The sequence below is a fragment of the Dehalococcoides sp. genome, from assembly GCF_041654235.1.
Taxonomy (GTDB): Bacteria; Chloroflexota; Dehalococcoidia; order Dehalococcoidales; family Dehalococcoidaceae; genus Dehalococcoides; species Dehalococcoides mccartyi_B.
Genome location: NZ_JBAZDW010000022.1, coordinates 1 through 21,373 on the forward strand (window position 1 = coordinate 1; position 21,373 = coordinate 21,373).

15 protein-coding genes and 1 pseudogene are annotated in these 21,373 nt (G+C 45.9%); 10 read left to right on the top strand and 6 right to left on the bottom strand.

Translation table 11 applies throughout. The annotated features are described in order from the left end of the window. The 4 genes and pseudogenes from WC259_RS04100 to WC259_RS04115 all read left to right on the top strand — a co-directional run. Positions 1 to 209 (top strand): annotated as a pseudogene (locus WC259_RS04100) (reductive dehalogenase); the annotation flags it as partial. Between the two features lie 18 nt (positions 210 to 227). Continuing rightward, positions 228 to 500, top strand: coding sequence for a hypothetical protein (locus WC259_RS04105; RefSeq protein WP_011309975.1), 273 nt, complete (start codon positions 228 to 230; stop codon positions 498 to 500). A gap of 254 nt (positions 501 to 754) precedes the next feature. Continuing rightward, on the top strand, positions 755 to 1,204 hold the full coding sequence (locus tag WC259_RS04110) for a MarR family winged helix-turn-helix transcriptional regulator (RefSeq protein WP_011309974.1): 450 nt from the start codon (positions 755 to 757) through the stop codon (positions 1,202 to 1,204). A 22-nt stretch (positions 1,205 to 1,226) separates the two neighbouring features. Continuing rightward, on the top strand, positions 1,227 to 4,241 hold the full coding sequence (locus tag WC259_RS04115) for an efflux RND transporter permease subunit (protein ID WP_078987030.1): 3,015 nt from the start codon (positions 1,227 to 1,229) through the stop codon (positions 4,239 to 4,241). A 175-nt stretch (positions 4,242 to 4,416) separates the two neighbouring features. Here the strand turns inward: WC259_RS04115 and WC259_RS04120 are convergent, their stop codons facing one another. Both WC259_RS04120 and WC259_RS04125 read right to left on the bottom strand, forming a co-directional pair. Further along, positions 4,417 to 6,168 carry a YgiQ family radical SAM protein gene (locus WC259_RS04120; protein WP_058316844.1) on the bottom strand — a complete coding sequence of 584 codons (1,752 nt, stop codon included), beginning with the start codon at positions 6,166 to 6,168 and terminating at the stop codon, positions 4,417 to 4,419. A gap of 154 nt (positions 6,169 to 6,322) precedes the next feature. After that, on the bottom strand, positions 6,323 to 8,275 hold the full coding sequence (locus WC259_RS04125) for an ABC transporter ATP-binding protein (RefSeq protein ID WP_058316845.1): 1,953 nt from the start codon (positions 8,273 to 8,275) through the stop codon (positions 6,323 to 6,325). Positions 8,276 to 8,393: 118 nt separating this feature from the next. Between WC259_RS04125 and WC259_RS04130 the strand changes: the two genes are divergently transcribed. Together WC259_RS04130 and WC259_RS04135 are read left to right on the top strand one after the other, a co-directional pair. After that, positions 8,394 to 8,825 (top strand): MerR family transcriptional regulator, encoded by a 432-nt coding sequence (locus WC259_RS04130; protein ID WP_011309970.1) that lies wholly within the window; start codon positions 8,394 to 8,396, stop codon positions 8,823 to 8,825. Between the two features lie 19 nt (positions 8,826 to 8,844). Beyond that, positions 8,845 to 9,282, top strand: coding sequence for a flavodoxin (locus tag WC259_RS04135; RefSeq protein ID WP_078409776.1), 438 nt, complete (start codon positions 8,845 to 8,847; stop codon positions 9,280 to 9,282). A 150-nt stretch (positions 9,283 to 9,432) separates the two neighbouring features. On the opposite strand, the gene WC259_RS04140 is transcribed toward WC259_RS04135, so the two are convergent. Next, positions 9,433 to 10,071: a DOMON domain-containing protein gene (locus tag WC259_RS04140; RefSeq protein ID WP_041219057.1), complete on the bottom strand. Its 639-nt coding sequence runs from the start codon at positions 10,069 to 10,071 to the stop codon at positions 9,433 to 9,435. Between the two features lie 115 nt (positions 10,072 to 10,186). Continuing rightward, a complete protein-coding gene (locus WC259_RS04145; protein WP_372643281.1) occupies positions 10,187 to 12,745 on the bottom strand; it encodes a histidine kinase N-terminal 7TM domain-containing protein in 2,559 nt (852 codons plus the stop codon). 404 nt (positions 12,746 to 13,149) lie between these two features. Here WC259_RS04145 and WC259_RS04150 point away from each other — a divergent pair, with 404 nt between their 5' ends. From WC259_RS04150 to WC259_RS04165, 4 genes are all read left to right on the top strand, one after another. Further along, positions 13,150 to 13,746 (top strand): GPR1/FUN34/YaaH family transporter, encoded by a 597-nt coding sequence (locus WC259_RS04150; protein WP_011309966.1) that lies wholly within the window; start codon positions 13,150 to 13,152, stop codon positions 13,744 to 13,746. A gap of 15 nt (positions 13,747 to 13,761) precedes the next feature. After that, complete coding sequence (locus WC259_RS04155; RefSeq protein WP_011309965.1) at positions 13,762 to 14,217, top strand: YqhA family protein; 456 nt, start codon at positions 13,762 to 13,764, stop codon at positions 14,215 to 14,217. A gap of 146 nt (positions 14,218 to 14,363) precedes the next feature. Further along, positions 14,364 to 14,906 carry an NEW3 domain-containing protein gene (locus tag WC259_RS04160; protein WP_059279970.1) on the top strand — a complete coding sequence of 181 codons (543 nt, stop codon included), beginning with the start codon at positions 14,364 to 14,366 and terminating at the stop codon, positions 14,904 to 14,906. An 18-nt stretch (positions 14,907 to 14,924) separates the two neighbouring features. After that, the gene (locus WC259_RS04165; RefSeq protein ID WP_059279971.1) at positions 14,925 to 15,326 is read left to right on the top strand and encodes a hypothetical protein; all 402 of its coding nucleotides are present in this window, start codon (positions 14,925 to 14,927) and stop codon (positions 15,324 to 15,326) included. A gap of 113 nt (positions 15,327 to 15,439) precedes the next feature. Here WC259_RS04165 and WC259_RS04170 read toward each other — a convergent pair whose 3' ends face one another. Next, positions 15,440 to 16,495 carry an HD domain-containing phosphohydrolase gene (locus WC259_RS04170; protein WP_015408010.1) on the bottom strand — a complete coding sequence of 352 codons (1,056 nt, stop codon included), beginning with the start codon at positions 16,493 to 16,495 and terminating at the stop codon, positions 15,440 to 15,442. Further along, a complete protein-coding gene (locus tag WC259_RS04175; RefSeq protein ID WP_372643286.1) occupies positions 16,495 to 20,700 on the bottom strand; it encodes a PAS domain S-box protein in 4,206 nt (1,401 codons plus the stop codon). Before WC259_RS04175 ends, WC259_RS04170 begins: the two co-directional genes overlap by 1 nt. Positions 20,701 to 21,373: the final 673 nt, after the last annotated feature.

The window sequence follows — 21,373 nt, forward strand, 5'->3', positions numbered from 1 at the left end:
GTACCTGTACCTTTAATACTGATATTGCCAATATTCATACGATTGTCAGGGCAACCCTGTCAACTACTCCTGTATTTAACAGCTTCCTGTGGCAGGCAGATAAATTCTTCGGCTATGGTGTACACGAAGACAAAGAGGCCTGGTGGGATATGTCACAGCCGACACTTGGCTTTGACACTGCGCATGTTACAGTCGGCAAAGATTACTAAAGTACAAAGGAGGATAATATGTGGTTAATAATAAGTTTTGTATTGGGAGCTTTGCTGCTTGGTCTGGTCATGTGGCTTAGAAGCAGCCATGTATCCCTGACTTGGTACGAATGGGTTTTGGGTATTGTCGGGCTGGTTCTCCTGCTCTTTACGGTTCTGTTCTTTACAGATGCTCTGGGAGAGACCGAATCTAAAGCCGCTACCATGTTCCTGCTGGTACTCGGATTACCGGCAGTTATCCTGCTGGCGCTCAGCTGGCAGCTGACTGTGCGGAGAATAAAAAAAGCGTAGCTCAGGTTTAAGGTTTATACCCTAAACGGGGGAGAAATCCCCCGTTTTTCATTTTTAAGAGGGTGGCATATTTTAGGTAAGAGCATATGCGCGGGTTGAATATTGGGGAGTTGCAGATTTGACAATATACTATATACCGGATAAATTATATATATAATGTAAAGTATTTATCCGGACAAATTCTGTTAAAATTTGAAAAATATCCGATGCAAAGGCATATTCGGCCTTCGGTAAGATAGAAAGGTTTAGGGAATGTGGATAAAGCAGAAATTATAAAAAGTATAATTGAAATTGAGGGGCAGATAGGCCAGACTGTCCTGCCCTACGCTATGAATTCATGGTGCAAGCTGGATGTTCCTCTTGCCCAAATGAAAAGTCTGTTTATTATTATGAGCAAGGGTGAAACTAATCTGAGTGCTCTGGCGCAGGGGCTGGGGGTTACCCCCGGGGATGTAACCGGCATTGCAGAACGTTTGGTTGAGCAAGGGCTGGTTATCCGCAAAACCGGTACTGTAGATAGACGGATAACCATGCTTCAGGTTACCGACAAGGGTCGTGAACTGGTTACCGATTTGGTAGAAAGCAAATCCGGGCATATGTTGCATATTTTGGAGCATATGAGTTTAGATGGGCTTGAGTCTTTGAGGAAGGGTCTTCAGGAACTCATTTTAGCCATAAGGGCACATCAGCAGGAACTTAGCTAATAGCATAAAGGAGTATTTCTTAATGTGGCATATTACCAAATGGGCCTTACGTAGCAGACTTGTTACCATTCTTTTAGCGCTGGCAGTTGCCGGTGCTTCTTTGTGGGCATTTATGGGCATTAAAGTAGAGCTGATGCCTGATATCAGCTTGCCATATACCACTGTGGTTACAGTTTACCCTCAGGCTACTCCCGATGCAGTGGTCAGAGATGTTACCACCCCTATTGAAAGGTTTGTCTGGGACGAATGGGCAGACAAGGGTTTAAAACACCTCACCTCCACTTCTTCCGAAGGCATGTCTGTAATCATGGCCGAATTTGAGTACGGCACAGATATGAATGCCGTTGGTGAAAGCCTTAATGAAGGCATCAGTAAAATCAGCTTCCCGCAGGCGGTTACCAATTTTGCCGCCATGATGGGGGCTAATGCCAAGAACCCTCAAATCATTCCTATCAATATGAATATTATGCCTATGGTAAGCTTGAGCCTGTCCGGAGATTTACCGCCGGACCAGCTAAAACAAATTGCAGACAGACAAATTGTACCCCTGTTGTCTCAGCTTGACGGGGTACTCAGGGTGGATACCGAGGGCGGAGAAAAAGATTATTTAGTAATTTCCCCCGACCCGGCCAAGATGACCCAGTACGGTATAACCATTTCCCAAATTGCCGGCATACTGGGTACCAATTACTCTTCACTGAGTGATATTGAACAGATTTCGCTGGGTGGAGATGACATTAAACTGTCAGATATTGCCACCATTAGTCTTAGTCCTTCACCCTCATCAGCCATTACCCGCACCAACGGCAAGCCCAGCGTAGGTATATCTGTAGTAAAAACCGAATCTGCCAATACAGTTGAAACTGCCAACGCCATAAATGAAAAAATAGCTGAATTGCAGGGAACACTGGGTGACGGCGTTACCATCAGTACTGTTTTTGACCAGTCAGATTTCATTGGTACCAGTATCAGCCAGCTTGAAGAAAAGGCGATTGTAGGCGGTATTTTAGCCGTATTGGTGGTCTTCTTCTTCCTTTGGGCTGTAAGGGCGTCTTTGATAGCTGCCATCTCCATTCCCCTTAGCATATTCTTTGGTTTCCTGTGCATGAGTTTATTCGGTATTACTCTGAATATACTTACCCTAAGTGCCATGACCATAGCGGTCGGGCGGCTTATAGATGACAGTATAGTCATAATAGAAGTAATCTACCGCCGTTTGCGTGCCGGGGAAAGTTTCAAAGAGGCAGCTATCGGCGGTGCCAAAGAAGTGGCCACTCCCATTACCACCGCTACTCTGGCTACCGTAGCTATCTTTGCCCCCCTTATGTTTGTCGGCGGCATTGTGGGTGAAATGTTTGTCCCCTTTGCCCTTACCGTAACCTTCGCCATGCTGGCCTCACTCATAGTTGCCCTTACCCTTATTCCGGCACTCTCCAAGTGGTTGGTCAGCTCCAAACAGAAAGTAGTTATAGCCAAGGACAACTGGTATCAAAAAGTTTATATCAAGGCCTTGAAATGGACGCTGGGACATCGTCTGGCGGTAGTAGCCACGGCGGTATTGCTTCTGATAGGCAGTGCCGGTCTTCTGCCTATGGCTGGTACTTCATTCATGTCCGGTTCGTTCGGCGAAGAAACCATATCAATAAGTATTTCACTGCCGGCTACGGCTGATGTCAGTGCTACCAGTGCACTTACCGCCAAGGTGGAGGCGCTGCTTGGGGCAAACCCGTCAGTCCGCAGTTACAGTTCAACCATCGGTACCTCCGCTACCTCCATGGCTGGCATAATGAGTGCCTCTCAGGGCGGCGGTGGCGCCAATACAGCCAGTATTATTGTTTACCTGAACTCAGATGCTGACTTGCAAACGGAACTCTCAAATATCACTCTGGCCAGCCAGGGCATTACTACCGATGGGGTTATTCAGGTCAGCTCCGGTTCGGGTGACAGTATGGGCGGAAGCATATCCAGTTCTTCCATAAACCTTTCCATACAGGGGCAGAACCGGGAAGAAATAGCCAGTATTACTGCCCAACTGTTGGAGATGCTTAAGGGTGTTGACGGTCTGGAAGAACTCAAAAGTGACCTGACAACCGTTGTGCCGGTACTTAATATTGCGGTAGACCCGGCAAAGGTGGCCACTTCCGGGCTGTCACCTGCCCAGTTAGCCCAGTTGCAACAGGAATTTGTGCTCCTGATGAATGGCGGAGCATTGCCCGGTACAACTATTACGCTGGGAAGCGGCAGTTATCCGGTTTACTTCAAGGGTATAGCTGGCAGGCTGAGTGATGCCGAACAGGCTAAAAACCTGAAAATAGGTTTCCCGGTTTCGGTCACCCTGAATGATATTGCTTTTGTTGGCGTAGTGGCAGAGCCCTCACATGTCAGCCATACAGATACCATGCTTTCTGCCACCATTACCGGCTTGATAACTGAGGCTAATGTGGGTGCGGTAAATGCGGCGGTTCAAGAACAGGTGGATGCCTTGCCTTCACATCCGGGAGTAAAGGTGGTGACCGCCGGTATCGCCGAACAGATGGGTGATACATTTATCCAGATGGGTATTGCCATTCTGGTGGCCATTGCCATTGTTTTCCTGATAGTGATACTCATGATGCGTTCTATCCGCAATCCCCTGCTTATTATGCTAAGCATACCTCTGGCCTTTATCGGTTCTATGCTGGCTTTGGTAGTAACCGGCTATACACTGGGAGTTTCGGCCTTGATGGGTATGCTGATGCTGGTGGGTATTGTACTTACCAATGCCATAGTGCTGGTATCCATGGTGGAGCAGCAGCGCAAGCATGGTCTTAGTGTTAAAGACGCCCTGATAGAGGGCGGCAAAATCCGCCTGCGCCCCATAGTCATGACGGCCCTGACTACTATTTTGGCCATGATTCCCATGGCACTGAGTGTCAGTTCCGGTACTATGTTAAGTGCCGAACTGGCTATTGTGGTTATCGGCGGCATGATAAGCTCTACCTTCCTGACCCTGTTTGTCATACCGGCTGTATACAGCATGGTTTACCGGGGTAAGTAACAGTTTTTTCCCATCCGGGGATTTATAAAGTTAGTCGGGGGTGCCGGCAAAGTAACGGCACCCCCGACTGTGTTTTGACTGCTTCATACAGACGGTATGCTTGTTTGAAGTGTTTACCTGTGGAAATAAGAGTGGATTTGGCACGCCGAAGTGATGCCAAGTACGCAGATTGTAACTAAGGGGTGCGTCTTGGGCGGGGGCGTCTTGACGGAACAGGGCTTGGTGGCTGTTTGGCAACTGCAATGTTTTTCTGCTGGTCTTTATTTTGGGGGTCTTTTTCAACAAAGACAGGTTTTTTGGAAAAAGGGTCTATACCGGTACAGTACATCAGGCTGGAATAGGTAGACGGTGCCGGCAGAAAAATCTGTACCTGCTCAGGGTTGATTCTAAGATTATCACGGGTAAACCGTTTCAGCTTCTGCATATCGCTTCGGGTGCACCCGGGGTGGGCGGCAATCAGGTAGTAAGTCAAAAATTGTTCCTTGCCGAACTTTTTATTCATGCGGTCAAACAGCTCTTTAAAGCGTAAAAGCAGTGATATGCCCGGCTTTCCCATTCTGTTCAAAACGGCTGTTTCGGTGTGTTCCGGTGCAACCTTCATCTGGCCGGATATATAGTGCTGTACCAGCTCTTTCAGGTACTGTTCGCCATACTGTCTGTCACTAAGCAGCAGGTCATAGCGGATACCGGATGAGGCAAATACCTTTTTGACGCCCGCAACCGAGCGGACTTTTTTCAGCATTTCCAGCTGTTTATGGTGGTTCACTTTCAAAGAGGGGCACACTTGCGGGTATAAACAGCGTTTGTCCTGGCACGCCCCCTCTTTCAGCTTTTTTTCACACTCAAAGCCGTACATATTGGCTGTCGGTCCGCCTATATCCTGTATATATCCCTTGAAATCAGGATACCGGGCCAGTTTTTGGGCTTCAGCCAGAATAGATTCCGGGCTTCTCCACTGGACGGTTCGTCCCTCGTGCATGGCAATAGCACAAAAATTGCACTCCCCGTAACAACCCCGGTGGGACTGGATGGAAAAGCGGATAGTCTCCAGAGCTTTTACCGCCCCCTGCTTCTGGTAATACGGGTGCTGGGTGCGTTCAAAATCCAGCCCGTAAATACCGTCCATCTCTTTTTGGGTAAGGGGCATGGACGGCGGGTTTTGGATAAGATAGCGGTTGCCGTTTTTCTGGTAAAGCCCTTTGGCGGTCAGGGAATCATTATTCCGGTAAAAATCATGAAACATATCAATCAGGGTGTGAGCGTCTTTTTCAACTGCCTCAAAAGGAGGTAGCTCCAGATAACCCGCCCTTTTTATAGCACTTTCCTCTGCCCCGGCAATATAGCAAAGCCCCCGTATATCCCGTACTTCAGTCCCGTTTTTCAGTGCGGCAGCCAGCTCAAGCACCGCTTTTTCCGCCATGCCGTAGAGCAGGTAATCCGCCTTGGCGTCAAACAGGATTGAAGGGCGGATACGGTCAGTCCAGAAATCAAAATGGGAGATGCGCCTCAGGCTGGCTTCAATACCGCCCAGCACTATAGGGCGGGTATTCTTAAAGTAATGCTTTATCAGGTTGGTGTAGACAATGCTGGCTTGGTCTGGACGGCGGTTATTTATTCCGCCGGGGGTATAATCGTCACTTTTTCTTCTTTTTTTGAGTGAGGTATAGTTGGCAACCATAGAGTCTACACTGCCTGCTGTTATCCCCCAAAAAAGCTTGGGTTCACCCAGACGGCATATATCACTATCCGTATGTATATCCGGCTGGGCAATGATACCCACCCGGTAACCCGCCTGGCTTAGAACTTTGCCGATAAGGGCTGAGCCGATAAACGGGCTGTCTATATAACTGTCACCGGTTACCAGTATGATATCCGGCTGATCCCACCCCAGTTTTAATAACTCATGGGGGGTTGTAGGTAAAAACATAATCTCTCACTCCTAAGGGTGGTTTTATTATACATTAAGGGGAAATTATTTGGGTTCAGGGCTTTTTCAGGAGGATAAATAACCAAAATCAACGTTATTATAATAAAATTGGGGTAACGGAAAGTAATTACTGTCCTAAAAAAATCTTTGGTTGTTATTCTGCAGAAGAAAGGTTATTCATCTTGCCTCGAAACTGGGTTTCATAGAGATTTGCATATAGTCCTCCCAGAGCCAGCAGTTCGCTATGGGTACCCCTCTCCACTATATGTCCATGGTCCAGCACCAATATAATATCCGCCGCCAGAATGGTACTCAGGCGATGGGCAATGACAATGCTGGTACGCCCCACCATTACATGTTTCAGGGCTTCCTGAATAAGGTATTCAGACTGGCTGTCCAGTGAGCTGGTGGCTTCGTCCAGCACCAGTATACGCGGGTTTTTAAGGATAACCCGTGCCAGTGCCAGACGCTGTTTTTCGCCCCCGCTCAGCCGGTAACCGCGCTCTCCCACAATAGTTTCATATCCTTGGGGCAGACCCTTTACAAACTTGTGGATATTGGCTGCTTTGGCCGCCGTTTCCACTTCTGTCTGGGTAGCATCAGGTCTGCCGTAGAGCAGATTGGTACGCACAGTATCATGGAAAAGGTAGGTCTCCTGAGTGACCATGCCTATCTGGGCGGCAAGTGAGTCAAGGGTAACATCCATAAGGTCATGCCCGTCTATCAGTATTTGCCCGGCAACGGGGTCATACAGACGGGGGATAAGATAGGTAAGGGTTGTTTTGCCTGCCCCGCTGGGGCCAACCAGCGCCACCAGCTGGCCGGGTTCGGCTCTGAAAGAGATATGCTCCAGAACTTCGCCGTTTGTGCGTTCCGCACCGGCGGCATCTTTTTCACCGCCGTTTCGGGGCGCACCACCTGCACCGGACAATACCGAAACTACATCCTCCATCTGGCCGAAACGCCGCACTTCCCTGAGGAGTCCTTTTTCTTCCCGCTCATAGTGGAAAAGAACGTCCTTAAATTCCAAAACGCCGCGTACCTTTCCCAGAATACAGGCGTTTTCTTTTTCTTTTATATCAAGCGGTACATCCAGTACCTCAAAAACGCGTTCAAAACTAACCATAGAGGTGGCAAAATCCACCGGGGCGTTAGTCAGGGTCTGCAAGGCCCCGTACAGGGTAGTCAGGTATACACCCAAAGCTACGATAGTACCTATAGTCAGTGTTTCCTGGATTACAAAATAGCCCCCTACCCCGTAAACCAGAGCTATGCCGATAGCACTTAAAAGACCTATGCTGGCGAAAAACAGTGAGCCTGTAACCGCCCGTTTTATACCTATGTTTCTTACTTCTTCGGAACGCTGCTTGAAACGGCGGTCTTCTTCAGAGGAACGGCCAAACAGTTTGACCAGCAAAGCCCCGCTTATGTTAAGCAGTTCCTGGGCAACGGCATTCATTCTAGCGTTCAGGTCAAGCTGGTTTCGGGCAATATCCCGCAGCCTGTTTCCCAGATGATGGGCAGCCCAGAAGAAAAGGGGCAGTATAGCTACACTTACCAGTGCCAGCCGCCATTCCAAGGTAACCATTACCGAAAATACCACTACTGCCTGAATCAGGCTGGTTACGATAGATACAAAAGTATTACTGATAGCAGTCTGGGCGCCGATAACATCGTTATTAAGGCGGCTCATCAGTTCACCGCTTTTGGTGTGGGTAAAAAAGCTGAGTGACATACGCTGCAGGTGCGAAAACATGGCCAGTCGGAGGTCGGATATAACCCCTTCGCCCACATGTGAGTTATGTCTCCTCAGCACCACGTTCAAGAAACTGGTCAGCAGAGGTATTGTCAGCAGTGCCGCAATCAGCCAGCTTAAACGGGTCAAATCCTTGTTCGGCAGAGTAGTGTCTATCAGGTCACGCAGTATCAGAGGGGTCAATAACCCCAGTCCGGTGGTAGCCAGAGTGAGGAGGAGCATCCAGAGAACCAGCCACCGGTAAGGGCGGGCATAACTCCATACCCTTTTCAACAAGCCCCGGGTAATTTTGGGCTTCTCGTCAGGGGAGTTTCCATTTATACGGGAATAATAGCTGTGTATCATGAACATCTATTATAGCATTTTCAGTCCGTACGGCAGTATGTGTCTCAATTTTGTTCGGGATATTAAAAGTTACGTATATGTAAGTCTTGACAGTAACGTCACATGGTGTTAATATCATTACGAAATGGATAATGAAGTCGCCTACCAGATAAGTGAAATAGCCAAACAGTCCGGTGTCAGTCTGCGTACAGTCAGGTTTTACCAGCAGAAGGGACTGATTGTGCCGTCTTTGCGTACCTCAAGCGGCATGAGTCTGTATTCCCAAAAAGATGTCAACCGGGTTAAGCTTATACGACGCCTTAAAGATACCGGAATGAGCCTGAACCGTATTCTGGATATACTAGATGCAGGCGGTGAAACTGACCGTAAGGCCAAGGCTGAGCATACCCTTAAAGTGCTTAAGCTGGAAGCGGAAAATGCCGCCAGCCGTATTGCCGAACTTGAGCGCCAGAGCTGTGAGAGAAAAGAGATAATAAGTCTGGTTAGCAAATGTCTGGGTTGTGACATGGAGGTGTGCCCTGAAATGTGCCCGCCACGTAATCATCTGATTTATTAAATAAAAGGAGGAATATATAATGTCAAAAATTCTAGTGGTTTACCAAAGCTTCGGGGGCAAGACCAAATCTTTAGCTGAAGCGGCGGCAGCAGGTGCTCGTTCAGTCGGGGCTGAAACTGTAATTAAAGAAGTTTCAGCTGTCAGTGCTGACGATTTATCCGGTATTGGCGGGGTTATTCTGGCTACTACCCAACCCTTCCAGTCTATGGCAGGCGGAACTAAAAGCCTGTTTGAACGGCTGTGGATGGGACGGGACAAGATTAAAAAGGGTATTCGCTTGGCCATTATTATCTGCCATATGAATGATACCAAACCCACCGAAGATAGCATCAAAGCTATTGCCGGTCATCTTGGTCTTGAGCAGGTAGCTGGCGGACTGACTGTAAAAGTAGATGAAATTGAAGCTGGAAAAGAGAGCGCCAGACAGCTGGGTATTGCCATGGCTCAGGGCGGTTAGCAGACAGCTTTAACCCAAAATCTTCCTCTGCCCTTATTCTCTCCGGCAGGGGGGAATGAATTTGATTATAACAGGCAAATCTAAAGGGCATCGGATTATCCGGTGCCCTTTAAACTATACTTAAACTAAAACAGTTTGCGGGTATTTTTATCAGGGTATATTTATTTTCCCTGTTCCTTCAGCTATATGCATAGCGGCAAAGCCGTCTTCGTCACTATAGGCCCACAGGATATTATTGGATCCATGCACAATGTTCTGGTCATAGGTATCACCGGTGGTTAGCAGTCTTTTAAACTCCAGTATGGTATAGCCGCCGGATTCGGTGCCCCCGTATTCCAGAATACTGCTTGTTCCGCCAAGTTTGGTATCCAGAGAATGCTCCTCTTTGTTTAGGCCCCACAGGTCATAAATATAGGCTTCTCCGCTACTCACTCCGCCCAGTGCAAAATCAGCCGAAGTGTGGCCTTTGGCAGGCAGGGGTTGAAAACCGATTGAAATCCAGCCGGTAGCCTTGGCCTTGATGCCAATATAAACATACTGGTCATCTGTTCTGGAAAACAGGGTAAAGTTGGCATTTAGGGCTGAGCTATTGGTATATTCGCTCACCGTTATAATCCCGTCTGCCACCCATTCCGCCAGTGCGGCAGGGTCTGAAATCTGGGTGGTGGAATCTGTATTATCGGGCGGGTCTGAATTCATCTCCGCAATGGCGGCACAAGAAGAAAACAGCAGACTGGGCAGAACCAGTATGGCAAGCAATGTAGCTATATGTTTTTTATTAGACGGCACATTAATCCCCTTTTTTGATTTTATAGTTTGAATATATATCAATTATACTAAATATTGTTAAAGAAATACGAATTATTGTCTGGATGAACCTTATATAGTTATCAGATTAAGCCTTTTAGCCTGCTTGTTGCTTTAAAGCCTTGTTTAAAAATTGTTCCAGAATTGCAGGATGAAAAGGTTTGGAAATGTGCATCAGGTCAGTCTGCTGCATCTGGGCTTCCAGATCCGAAACGGTCATATCTCCGGTCATGAAGATAACCTTGCCTGCCAGTTCCGGTCGTTTGGAAATCATTTGCGAATAAAATTCCAAACCGCTCATGCCCGGCATACGGATATCCAGCAGTACCAGATCAAAGCTGGTTGTTTCCAATTTTGAAAGGGCCTTAATCGGGTCACTGAAACTCTCAACCTTATGCCGCATCTGCTCCAGTACCCGGGTAACCAGCTGGCATATATGCTCTTCGTCATCTATTACCAGTATGCTGGCGGCATGGTTATCACCGGCTTTTGGCGTTAGCCCTTCCTGCTGGACAGTCCAGTCTTCTGTTTCGGAAGAATCCATCGGCAGGTTGATAGTAAAAGCCGTACCCCGGCCGTATTCACTCTCAACCCCAATAGTGCCGTGGTGATCAAGGATAATAGCCATAGCCAAACTTAACCCCAGCCCGGTCCCGTCTTTGGGGCCTTTGGTGGTGAAAAAAGGCTGGAATATTTTAGCTTTAACTTCCGGTGTCATACCGGGACCGTCATCTGCAATGCAGATGCTGAAAAAGCTATCCTCCCGGGTAGTAGTTATGGTTAGTTTCCCTCCGTCATGTGCCTTTCTCATGGCTTGTTCGGCATTGATGACCAGGTTAAGAAATACCTGTTGCAATTGTCCCGGATCAGCGGTAATCCAAGGCAGATTCTGGTCATACTTACGGATAACCTCTATATTGGCGGTTTTAAATACATAGCTTCGGAATTCCAAAGTATTATCAATAAGCTCATGAACATTCAGCCGTGTCTTTACGGGTTTATTTTGTCTGGCAAAGGTGAGTAACCGTCTTACGATCTCCACTACCCGCTGAGAACCGTGGTTGATTACCTGAAGATCCGCCATGATATCTTCGGGCAGGTCTTCACGGGCTGCAAGAAGCTCGGAGAAACCTATAACCCCGGTTAGCGGGTTATTTATTTCATGGGCTATTCCGGCGGCCATCTCGCCTATCGCGGCCAGACGGCTGGCCATTTCTGCCTTATCCCGCAGTCTCTGGTTTTCAAGCTCGGCTTGTTTGTGGGCAGTCAAATCACGGATAATAGCCATATCTGCGATCTGTCCGTCATATTCAATCAGACTGGCGCTTATTTCAACATATACCTCTTGGCCATTCTTGTTAATCAAGCAAGCCTCGTACCTGCCTGATGATTTCTGTCCTTCAATCCGCTTCTGATAATGCTTCTCAATCAGCTCTCTTTGTTCGGGTGATATAAATTGGACGAAGGGTTTTTCCAGAATATCTTCCATAAGGTAACCGGACAACTCTTTCATTTTAGAGTTGGCATAGACTACCAGCCCGTGCTGGACAATGATAATACCGTCATTGCCATGCTCCACCAGTGTAAAGTACTGTTCCTTGCGTTCCTTAAGTTCCTGGTCAGTTTGTTTGCGTTGGCTTATATCGCGGATAGTAGCCAGCCAGCCTACCAGTTGTTTTTGTTTGTTAAATAGGGGTTGCTTGTCCAGTTGGTAGGACTTTCCTTTTACTCTGGTCGCAGATTCCATGTCAAGGTGACCAAAATCTGTGATGGACAAACACTCTAGAAGGGGTGAGAGTTCGCACAAATCTCTTAGTTCCTGTCCGACCATAGTGTTGTCCAAACTGGTCATTCTGCAGGCCGCCGGGTTGGTTTCCAGCAGGCGGTTAGATTTATCAAAAACCAAAATACCGTCATTCATTTGCTGGAGAATAAGGGGATAGGCAAAAGGGATTGTTTTAAACAGCTTGAAGCGCATCAATCCCAGGGTTATGGCTATGCCGGAAATAGCAAACATCATGGGGGTAAGGTCTTTGCGCGGTAGTGACAGCAAATCAAAAATATATATAACGTTCCAGACCAAAGGCAGGCTAACTGCAAATAACAGTATAAAGGCCTGTTTGCGGTATATGCGTATTCCGGTGAATAACTGGCGTATTAAAATAATGGTTACGCCGGTAATCAGGGTATAGTTGTGTGCCACTGCTACCCAGAAAAGCACCCCGTAGGTTTTGGCAACTATCAGAAAAGGCCCGGAAGTAGTCTGGTGTTCGTTTGACCACATAAGATGGTGGGCGTCATTACTCCAGACCATTATCACTATGAAGAGCGGAAAGATGAAAAGGAGTGCCTTTTTCCAGTTTTCAAACGATTTGCCGGTGTTGGTATATTGAATAGCAAAAATCAGCCAGATTACCGGAACACTCATTGATCCCAAATAACCGATATTGTTAAACAGCAGTTGCTGACTCAGGCTGCTACTGGCGGCTTCAAACATAAAGCCGAATCCCCAGATAAATGTTGCCACACCAAGTGCCAGCATAGACCGGGCTACTGGTGCTTCACGGTTTTTCCAGCTTAATACTACTACTGTCAGACAAGCCAGTAACGAAATTGTCATGGCCAGATAGTAAAAAAACAGATAAGATTCGCTCACCGGGCTTCTCCGTGGTTATCAGATCTGAATATATCTTTACCTGCCTTGATATTTGAGGCTACAAGAGAAATTATATGTTGTTAGTAACAGTGTCATAGTATATGACTAATTTTAATACCCTTCATTGTATTCCTTGAGTAGATTTGTAGCAAGAATTTACCCCTTTTGTACCATAAAACTTTCTTCCTATATAAGGTGCAAGGGCAGTATATTCAGGAGAGTCAATTGAAGGGTTTTAGGCAATATTGAAATAAAAGCGGTACTTTGGTTTCGGGTAATAGCAGAATCCGCCTGCCAAGGGATACAAATTTAAATATTATTTATGTGTAATCAAGCCGGGTTTGAAATAACGCCGGCATATCCGTATAATCAAATCCTTTTAATCCGGCATATAAAGGAGTCACGTGGAGTCAAAATTATCAAACCCCGCCCCTTTAGGTTTATTAGGTTTCGGCATGACAACAATCCTTCTAAATATCCACAATGCCGGTTTTTTCCCTCTGAATGTTGCCATTCTGGCTATGGGGATCTTTTATGGAGGATTAGCTCAGGTGATAGCCGGCATACTGGAATATCGCAAAGGCAATACTTTCGGCATGACTGCTTTTATTTCATATGGTATGTTTTGGCTGACTCTGGTATTTATCCTTATAGCTCCCCAAATGGGTCTGCCTGAAGTATGGGCTGCGCCGCCTGCCTTTCTGGGTTGGTATTTGTTTCTTTGGGGGCTGTTTACGTTCTTTATGGTATTTCCTACCCTAAAGAAAAACAGAGTAATGGCATTCGTTTTTATAAGTTTAACGGTTCTATTTTCCCTGTTAGCTATAGGTCACTGGGTACCCGGAGACGCAGGCAAGATATTTATCCGTATTGGCGGCTGGGAAGGCATAGTTTGCGGTCTTTCTGCAGTATACCTTGCGGCGGCAGAAATCTTGAATGAAAGCTGCGGTAGGCTGGTATTACCCGTTTTCCCTTTGGAAAATAAAGAGTGTAATAAGTAGATTTGCAGGGAGAAGATGAAACGATTGTTAGAGAAAAGTAAATATTTTACGCTGACGGCAGTTTTCTCAATGCTGCTGGCCTCGCTTATGGTTTTTTCTTTGGGCATTATGAAAGCAGTCAAGATTTTGGGCGGTTTTCTCTCCAATTTTGCAGAGGAAAGTGTTGATTTGATTCCTTTCATAGAGCTTATGGATATATTCCTTATAGCTACTGTGCTTTTGATTTTCGCACTGGGTATTTACGAATTATTCATTGGGAAGCTTTCACTTCCCGAGTGGCTTATTATAAGAAATCTCCATGACCTGAAAGTGAAGCTGAGCAGTTTGGTGATTATGGTTATGGGCATTATATTTTTAAAGCATTTGGTGGAATGGCAGGACCCGCAGGGTACATTTTATTTCGGCTTGGGTATGGCTGTAGTATCTGTGGCTTTAATAGCGTTTAATTATGTTGGCAGTAAAACAGAATAACGGCATGGTTGCTTTAGCACAAATCTTAGCGGGGGTTGTAATCCCCCGCTTTTTATTGGCTATCGGGAATTAAGTATCATACTTCATAAAAATCAGTTATTGCCCCAATTGCACCGGCTCGGCTTATCGTCTATTATTAACCTGAGATGAAGAAATTTATAAAGAATTTCAAAATATACAAGGTTCTGACCGGTCTGGTTTGTACCGCTCTGCTGTTTGGCACTTTGCTGGGCGGGCTGTTTTCAGCTTCTACAGTAATTGCTCAGACAGAAAAGCCCATCCTTTCTCTGTACCTACTTTCCGGTTACTATTATATGGACATAATACCTGGTGAACCTTTGAAACTTTATCTGGAACTTGAAAATGCCGGTACTCAGGAAATATTTGATATAACCCTGTCGGCGGATGTACCTGCAAACTGGGTAGTGGAATATAGCCCTGCATCCATTGACTATCTGGGTGTCGGCCAGCGTAAGTCGATTGAGGCGGTGGTGCTTGCTCCTTCAGATGAGTCCCGCGGAGAGTACAATCTGGTTTTCATAGCCGAATACCAGCAGATACGTACTTTCAGCAATACTGTTCTGGTGGTCGGAGACATTCCCGGATTGTGGCAATGGGTGGGGTTGGGTCTGGGAGCGGTAATGATTGGCGGGTTTATTTTCCTGTACCGCCACTTTAACCGTAATTAAGGGTTTTGAGGTGATGAGATGATTGAACGTGTGCATGAACATTTGATTGCTGAGCTGGCTTCCAATGCCCGCACAGATACAATATTTGTCCTGACCGCTATTTTCCTTAATCTGATAACTCTGGGTATAAACTCCGGCATAGCATCCTCTTCCGGTGAAAATACCCGGACAGTGGTTATGTTTACTTTTGTGGCACTGATAGTGGTTGTAAATTTTGTAGTTGAAGTAGGACTTATCCGCGGACGCCAGATGAGAGCTAAATTAATTAACGGTTTGCTCAGAATGTATAAAGATCAGGGTGTGGCAGATTACTATGACCCGTCTATGCTCAGTGATTATGCCCTCAGGTACAATCTCTTCATGCTGGCAGTCCTGTTTACCGGGCTGGTGGCAGTGGTAATACCCTTTTTGCTCAGGTAGCTGTCATGTCCTCTGTAGACGCCTGTAAGCATTACGAGTAAGTAATGTTTATATCGCTGTGGGCTTGTATCAGGATACGGGCAGAGCCCCCTGTGGTATGCGGGCAGACGAAGTCAGTGGTGCTCTTTGATAGCCAGAATATTTTTCAAACTGCCTTGCAAAGCACGGTATATTTCAGGGTCAAACTGTTTGCCCACATTTTCTTCTATCATTTTCAAAGCTTCCGGCACGGAAAATGATTGTAACCGATAAGGACGTTTGGAGGTTAAGGCGTCAAAAACATCTACAATGGCAGTGATGCGCCCGGCCAAAGGTATATTTTCGCCTTTTAATCCGTTCGGGTAACCACTTCCATCCCATTTTTCATGATGGTTAAGGGCAATCACCGCCCCTTGTTTAATTATTTCTGAGGCGGCTCCCTCCAAGATGTTGGCTCCGATAATAGTATGTTGCTTCATTATTTCCCATTCCTGGGGGGTGAGTGTTCCGGGTTTCAGGAGTATATGGTCAGGAATACCAATCTTGCCTATATCATGCATGGGGGCGGCATACAGGAAAGATTCTATTTGTTCGGCGGGTAAACCCATGGTTTCGGCTATCTGGGCGGCATAACGGCCTATTCGCCGTATATGCATACCGGTATCCTCGTCTTTGTATTCGGCGGCCCGTGACAAACGAAAGATAGTATCCAGCGAGGCCGCTTTTAATTTATCCAAAGCCTGCCTGAGTTCTTCAGTCCGTTCGGATACTTTCTTTTCCAGCTCAAGCTGGTAGCTCCTGTTTTCCAGTATGAGACGTCTATGTTCCTGTGCCCGTTTGGTGATGTGTATCAGTTCTTCTAAATTAAAGGGTTTAATGACATAATCGTATGCACCCAGACGGAGACATTTCAAGGCAATTTCAATATCGTTTATGGCTGTAGCCATAATAACTTCGGTATCCGGTTTGAGGGTTTTTATATCCTGCAGGGTTTCAATACCTGTTTTGCCGGGCATGTTGATATCCAGCAGAACCACTGCAATCTGTATCCCTTTGATTAGTTCAATGGCCTCAATCCCATTACCGGCTGTCAGACACTGGTAGTTTTCGCCTGAAAACTTTACACGGAGTAATTGACGTATCAGTTCTTCGTCATCTACTATCAGTAAAGTGTCCTGTTTTAAATCCATCAGTTATCCGCATCCATTTTATTTAATATCTTGTTTATAGCTATTTTAAGCAGGGACATATCAAAGGGTTTGGTAACATAAGGGATATCGTGGTTATCAAGATAATCTCTGACTTTGGCATCAGATGTATCACCGGTGATAAATATAATATGGCCGGTCAGTTTTGGCCAGTTGCTGATAATATTTTTGTAAAGTTCGGTTCCGCTCATGCCGGGCATGCGGATATCCAGAAAGATAATATCATAGGTATTCTCTTTGAGTTTTTCCAGAGCTTTTTCCGGGTTTTCACATTCATCTACCTTGTGGCCATCTTGGCGTAAAATGATTTTTAACAAGGATCTGACTGCCGGTTCATCATCTATCACCAGGGCTGAAGCTATTCTGTTTGATTTCAGATAGGCCTTATCTATTTCTCCGTAGACTTGGGCGGGGATTTCACAAGTGGTGGTTATGGGCAGTTCTATCATAAAGGTAGCGCCTCCATCAGGGTTATCTTCCGCCCATATTTTGCCGCAGTGCTCCAAAATGATGCCTTGTGACAGGCTTAAACCCAAGCCCGTTCCCTGCCCGGGGTCTTTGGTGGTGAAAAACGGCTGGAATATTTTATCCATTACATCCGGCGGTATACCTGCCCCGTCATCTTTAAATGAAATGCGTAGGTACTTGCCGGCTTTTTTAGTTTTTACCGTCAGAGTACCTTTTTCATGGATTTTTTTCATGGATTGTTCGGCGTTTAATATCAGGTTCAGAAAAACCTGCTGTATTTGGGCAGGATCAATATCTATCCAGGGTAGATTTGGAGCATAATCCCGGATTATGGAAATTCCGGCAGTTTCCAGTACATAACTTCGCAGTGCCAGGGAGTTATCTATCACATCTGTAATATTGACCTTGCTGACAATCGGTCTTGTCTGGCGGGCAAAGGTCAGCAGCCTTTTTACAATCTCAACTACCCTGAGGCTTCCGTTGTTTATTATCTTTATAGAGTCCTGTATATCAGCAGGCAAATCAGGTCTGTTGGCAAGCAGCTCTGCAAACCCGATAACACCGGTTAACGGGTTGTTTATCTCATGGGCAATGCCGGCCGCCATTTCCCCTACTGCGGCCAGACGGTTAGCTACATCTGCCTGTTCGCGAAGTTTTTGCCGTTCAGCTTCGGCCTTCTTAAGCTCGCTGATATCTCTGGCCATGGTAAGGATAGTGGGCTGTCCCTCAAAAATGAATATTCTGGCTCTTAGTTCCACCGGTATTTCCCGTCCGGTTTTGGTCACAAATATCCTTTCAAAGGTGGCTTCCTGATTTTCCACAATTTTTTCAATAACAGAGGAGAATAACGTAGCATCACCTGCCATGCCTTTAACAAAATCTGTTACCTTCATATTTCGCAGCTCGTCCCGGCTGTATTCCAGTATTGCCACACATGCATCATTTACTTCCAGAAGTTTGCCAGGTGTTTTATCCGGTTTCGGGCGGTGGACAAAAATAGCATCTGAAACACTGTTAAACAGGGACAGGTAGGTCTCACGCTCTGCCTTCAAAGCCTCTTCAGATTTTTTTCTGGAACTGATGTCTTTGATAATATGGACCGACCCTGTCACCCGGTGAGACGCATCAAAAATGGGTGAGGTGGTTGCTTCAACCCATATACCAAGGTTTTCTTCAAAGTATTCACTTGTCTGGGTTAGCCCCGTTTCAAGGGTAAGTTTATGCGGGCATATGGAATAGGGTTTGCTGGTTGCATGGACAAGTTCATAACAATGCCTGCCTATAATTTCCACCGGAGACAGATTCAAGGAGTTGGCGAATGCGTTATTGACCCGCTGAATTACGTAACCGGCGTCCACAATGCAAATCATATCGTTTATAGAGTCAAAAGTAATGCTCCACTCTTTAGCCGAATGGACCAGATTCTCTTCCATAAGTTTGCGGTCGGTTATATCACTGGCAACGGATAATGCCCCTACCGTTTTACCGGTGATATCCTTTAGCGCATGTGACCACCAGCCCAGCAGACGTTTTTCGCCATCCTTGCGGCGTTGCCAGCTTTCGATATAAAGTGTGTTTTCATCTCCGTTAAAAACTGGTGCAATCTTGTGGTAAGTATCCTGCTCCCCTTCAAAATAGTACGATGCCTCTTTGCCGATGACATCATCCCCAAAAAACTCTCTGCCGGATTCGTTTATCCATGTGTAGACCCGGTTTTCATCCACTTCGGCTATAATATCCGGGACAGTAGCCAGTATAGTCTCCTGGTGTTTATATATAGCTTTAAAAGCCTCTTCAGATTTTCTGCGTTCGGTTATATCCCTTATCACGCTTACTATCAAGCGGGTATTGTTGACAGTGGCGCCCCGGGAACTTACCTCCACAGGGAAGATACTGCCGTCTTTATGGCGGTGATACGATTCAAATAGTATTCCGTCTGAATCAGCTAGGGCTATTTGTTGGGGAATAGATGTTTGTGTATTAAGCGGGCGTATGTCATATATAGTCTTGTTTAACAATTGCTTGCGGCTGTACCCGTAAGCTTTGGTAGCGGCAACATTGGCCTCAAGTATTTTCCCGCTGTTTTTATCTAGAAACAGGATGATATCCCGGCTGTCATCGGCAATCAGTTTGTATTTTTGCAGAGATTCTTCGGCTTGTTTGCGTTTGGTAATATCTATAATACATGGGGTGTAATATAGAATTTTACCTTCATCATCCTTTATCGTGCCTACAAATAAATGTCCCCAGAAAACACTGCCGTCTTTATGACGGTATTGCTTGTCCCGTTCGAAATGGTCTATGGCGCCTTTGTTCAGGAGTTTTAACTGATACATATCGTATGCCAGAAATTCGGCAGGGGTCAAATCTTTAAATGTAATGGAGGCAAATTCCTTTTCGGAGTATCCCATCATCTTGCACATGGTTTTATTAACTTGTATAAACTTAAAATCCAAATTGGCTATAGCTATCCCAATGGGTACCTGGTCAAATACCAGGTGAAAACGCTCTTCGCTGATTCGCAACTGGTTTTCAGTTTTTTTGCGCTGGGTAATATCCAGTGAGAGTATAAAAATACCCTCCGGTACCGGTTCAATACTTAATTCAAACCAGCCTTCAGTGAGGTCAGGGAAAATAAACTGGTTTTCCATTTTGACGGTAATCCTTTTCTCCATGCAGAGACGGAGATTGGTAAATAACTCGGTGTTTTCAATCCCGGGGTATAATTCCATCATAGTATGGCTGAAGAGTGATTCTTTGGTCAGACGGCTTTGCTGAACCGCCGCTTTATTCAGATACTTATAACGCCAGTCATATCCAATAATCTGGCAGCCCTCCAGCATGTTGTCCAGTGCTCCCCTGTAGCGTTCTTCACTTTCGGCAAGTTTTAGTTGGGCCAGTTTGTAATTAGTCATATCATGAATTATGGCCATATTGGCAGGTTTGTTTTTATACTCAATATGGCTGGCATTTATTTCAACCGGTATCTTGCGCTTGTCTTTGGCAACAATTTCTATCTCATATTGGTTAGGTATTTTTTCTCCGGCCAGCCGCCTCTGGTACCGATCCAGTACCAGCCCCCGGTATTTAGGGGAAACGAAGTCAACCATGGGTTTTCCCGTGATTTCTTCCAGGTAAAACCCGGACAATTCAGTCATTTTTGGATTGGCATAAACTAGCAGCTCATCCTGAATTATGATAATTCCGTCATTGCTTTTTTCCACCAGCGTGGAGTACAAAATATTGGACTGGCGGAGTGTTTCATGGGTTTCTTTGGACTCGGTAATATCTTTGGCAAAAACAGATAGGCCACTTGCAGTCGGGTACGCACTAATCTCAAAATAGTGTTGCTGTTTTCCAATCTGGTACTTTGAAGGAAAATGCTGGGGAAGCTTGGTTTTTAGGGCTTTCAGATAAGCTTTTTCAGTATCTGAGCCCTTGGTTTTTGGGAAAAGGGTATAAATAGATTTGCCTATGGCATCTTTGGCAGATATGCCGGTGAGTTCTTCGGAGGCTTTGTCCCAGTATATATAATTTAAATCCTGATCCATCTCAAAGAAGATGTCAGCTTGTTCCCTGTGCTGTTCACCCTTGGACAGATTTGCCAAGTTTGGAGCAGGCATGCCTTGAGTATCAGATTTGATCTGAATATTTGGTAAAGGATTGCCGCCCGTCAATTTTTTCGGGTGCAGGGTCTTTTTCTCCAGCTTATCTTTCACAATTCGGTTACCTCTTAATCTGTCGGCTACCGGGTGGTTGTATGCCAGAGGAAATAATTCATACGGATTGAGTTTATTGGATAACCCCAATCCCATTTGTTGCTGTATTAAGGTTTGGCACACATATATGGTATGCGGCTGGTTGTATCCATCTCAGGTCTGCCGTTTGGCAAGTCCTGTAGTTTTGGCCGATACCTGACCATTGCGTTCAGGGTTGATAAAAACCTCTCTGTTCGTATATTACCCTGCATAATAGTATTACTCCAAATGCTTGCCTGTGTAAATACCCCGTTTATCGTTTTTGGGGTGGATAAGTGGCACTGAGGTGGTTCTGCGGGGCTATGGCGAGTGTCTGCCCTGAGCGGCTTAAGGGAGTATGGTTTGGGGTTTAAAAGCCGCTCAGGGTTATGGGTTAAAATATGGCAGGAGTTATCCATAGAGACATAGCTTAGCTTTTGGTATACCTTTGTCGGTATCCGGCTGATTGGCAAGTTCTGAAGAATTAAACAGGTTTCTTCCAGTTCCGCCGAATGCAGGCAGGAAACAGTATGACGGCTTTAAAGCCGCTCTCTCCCCACAAAGCTATAATCCCATCAGATATTTCACTCATGTTTGGTTTTTAGCCTGTCTGATATTTTAGCCGTTAGCATATTTGTGGCTTGGCTTAAGGTTC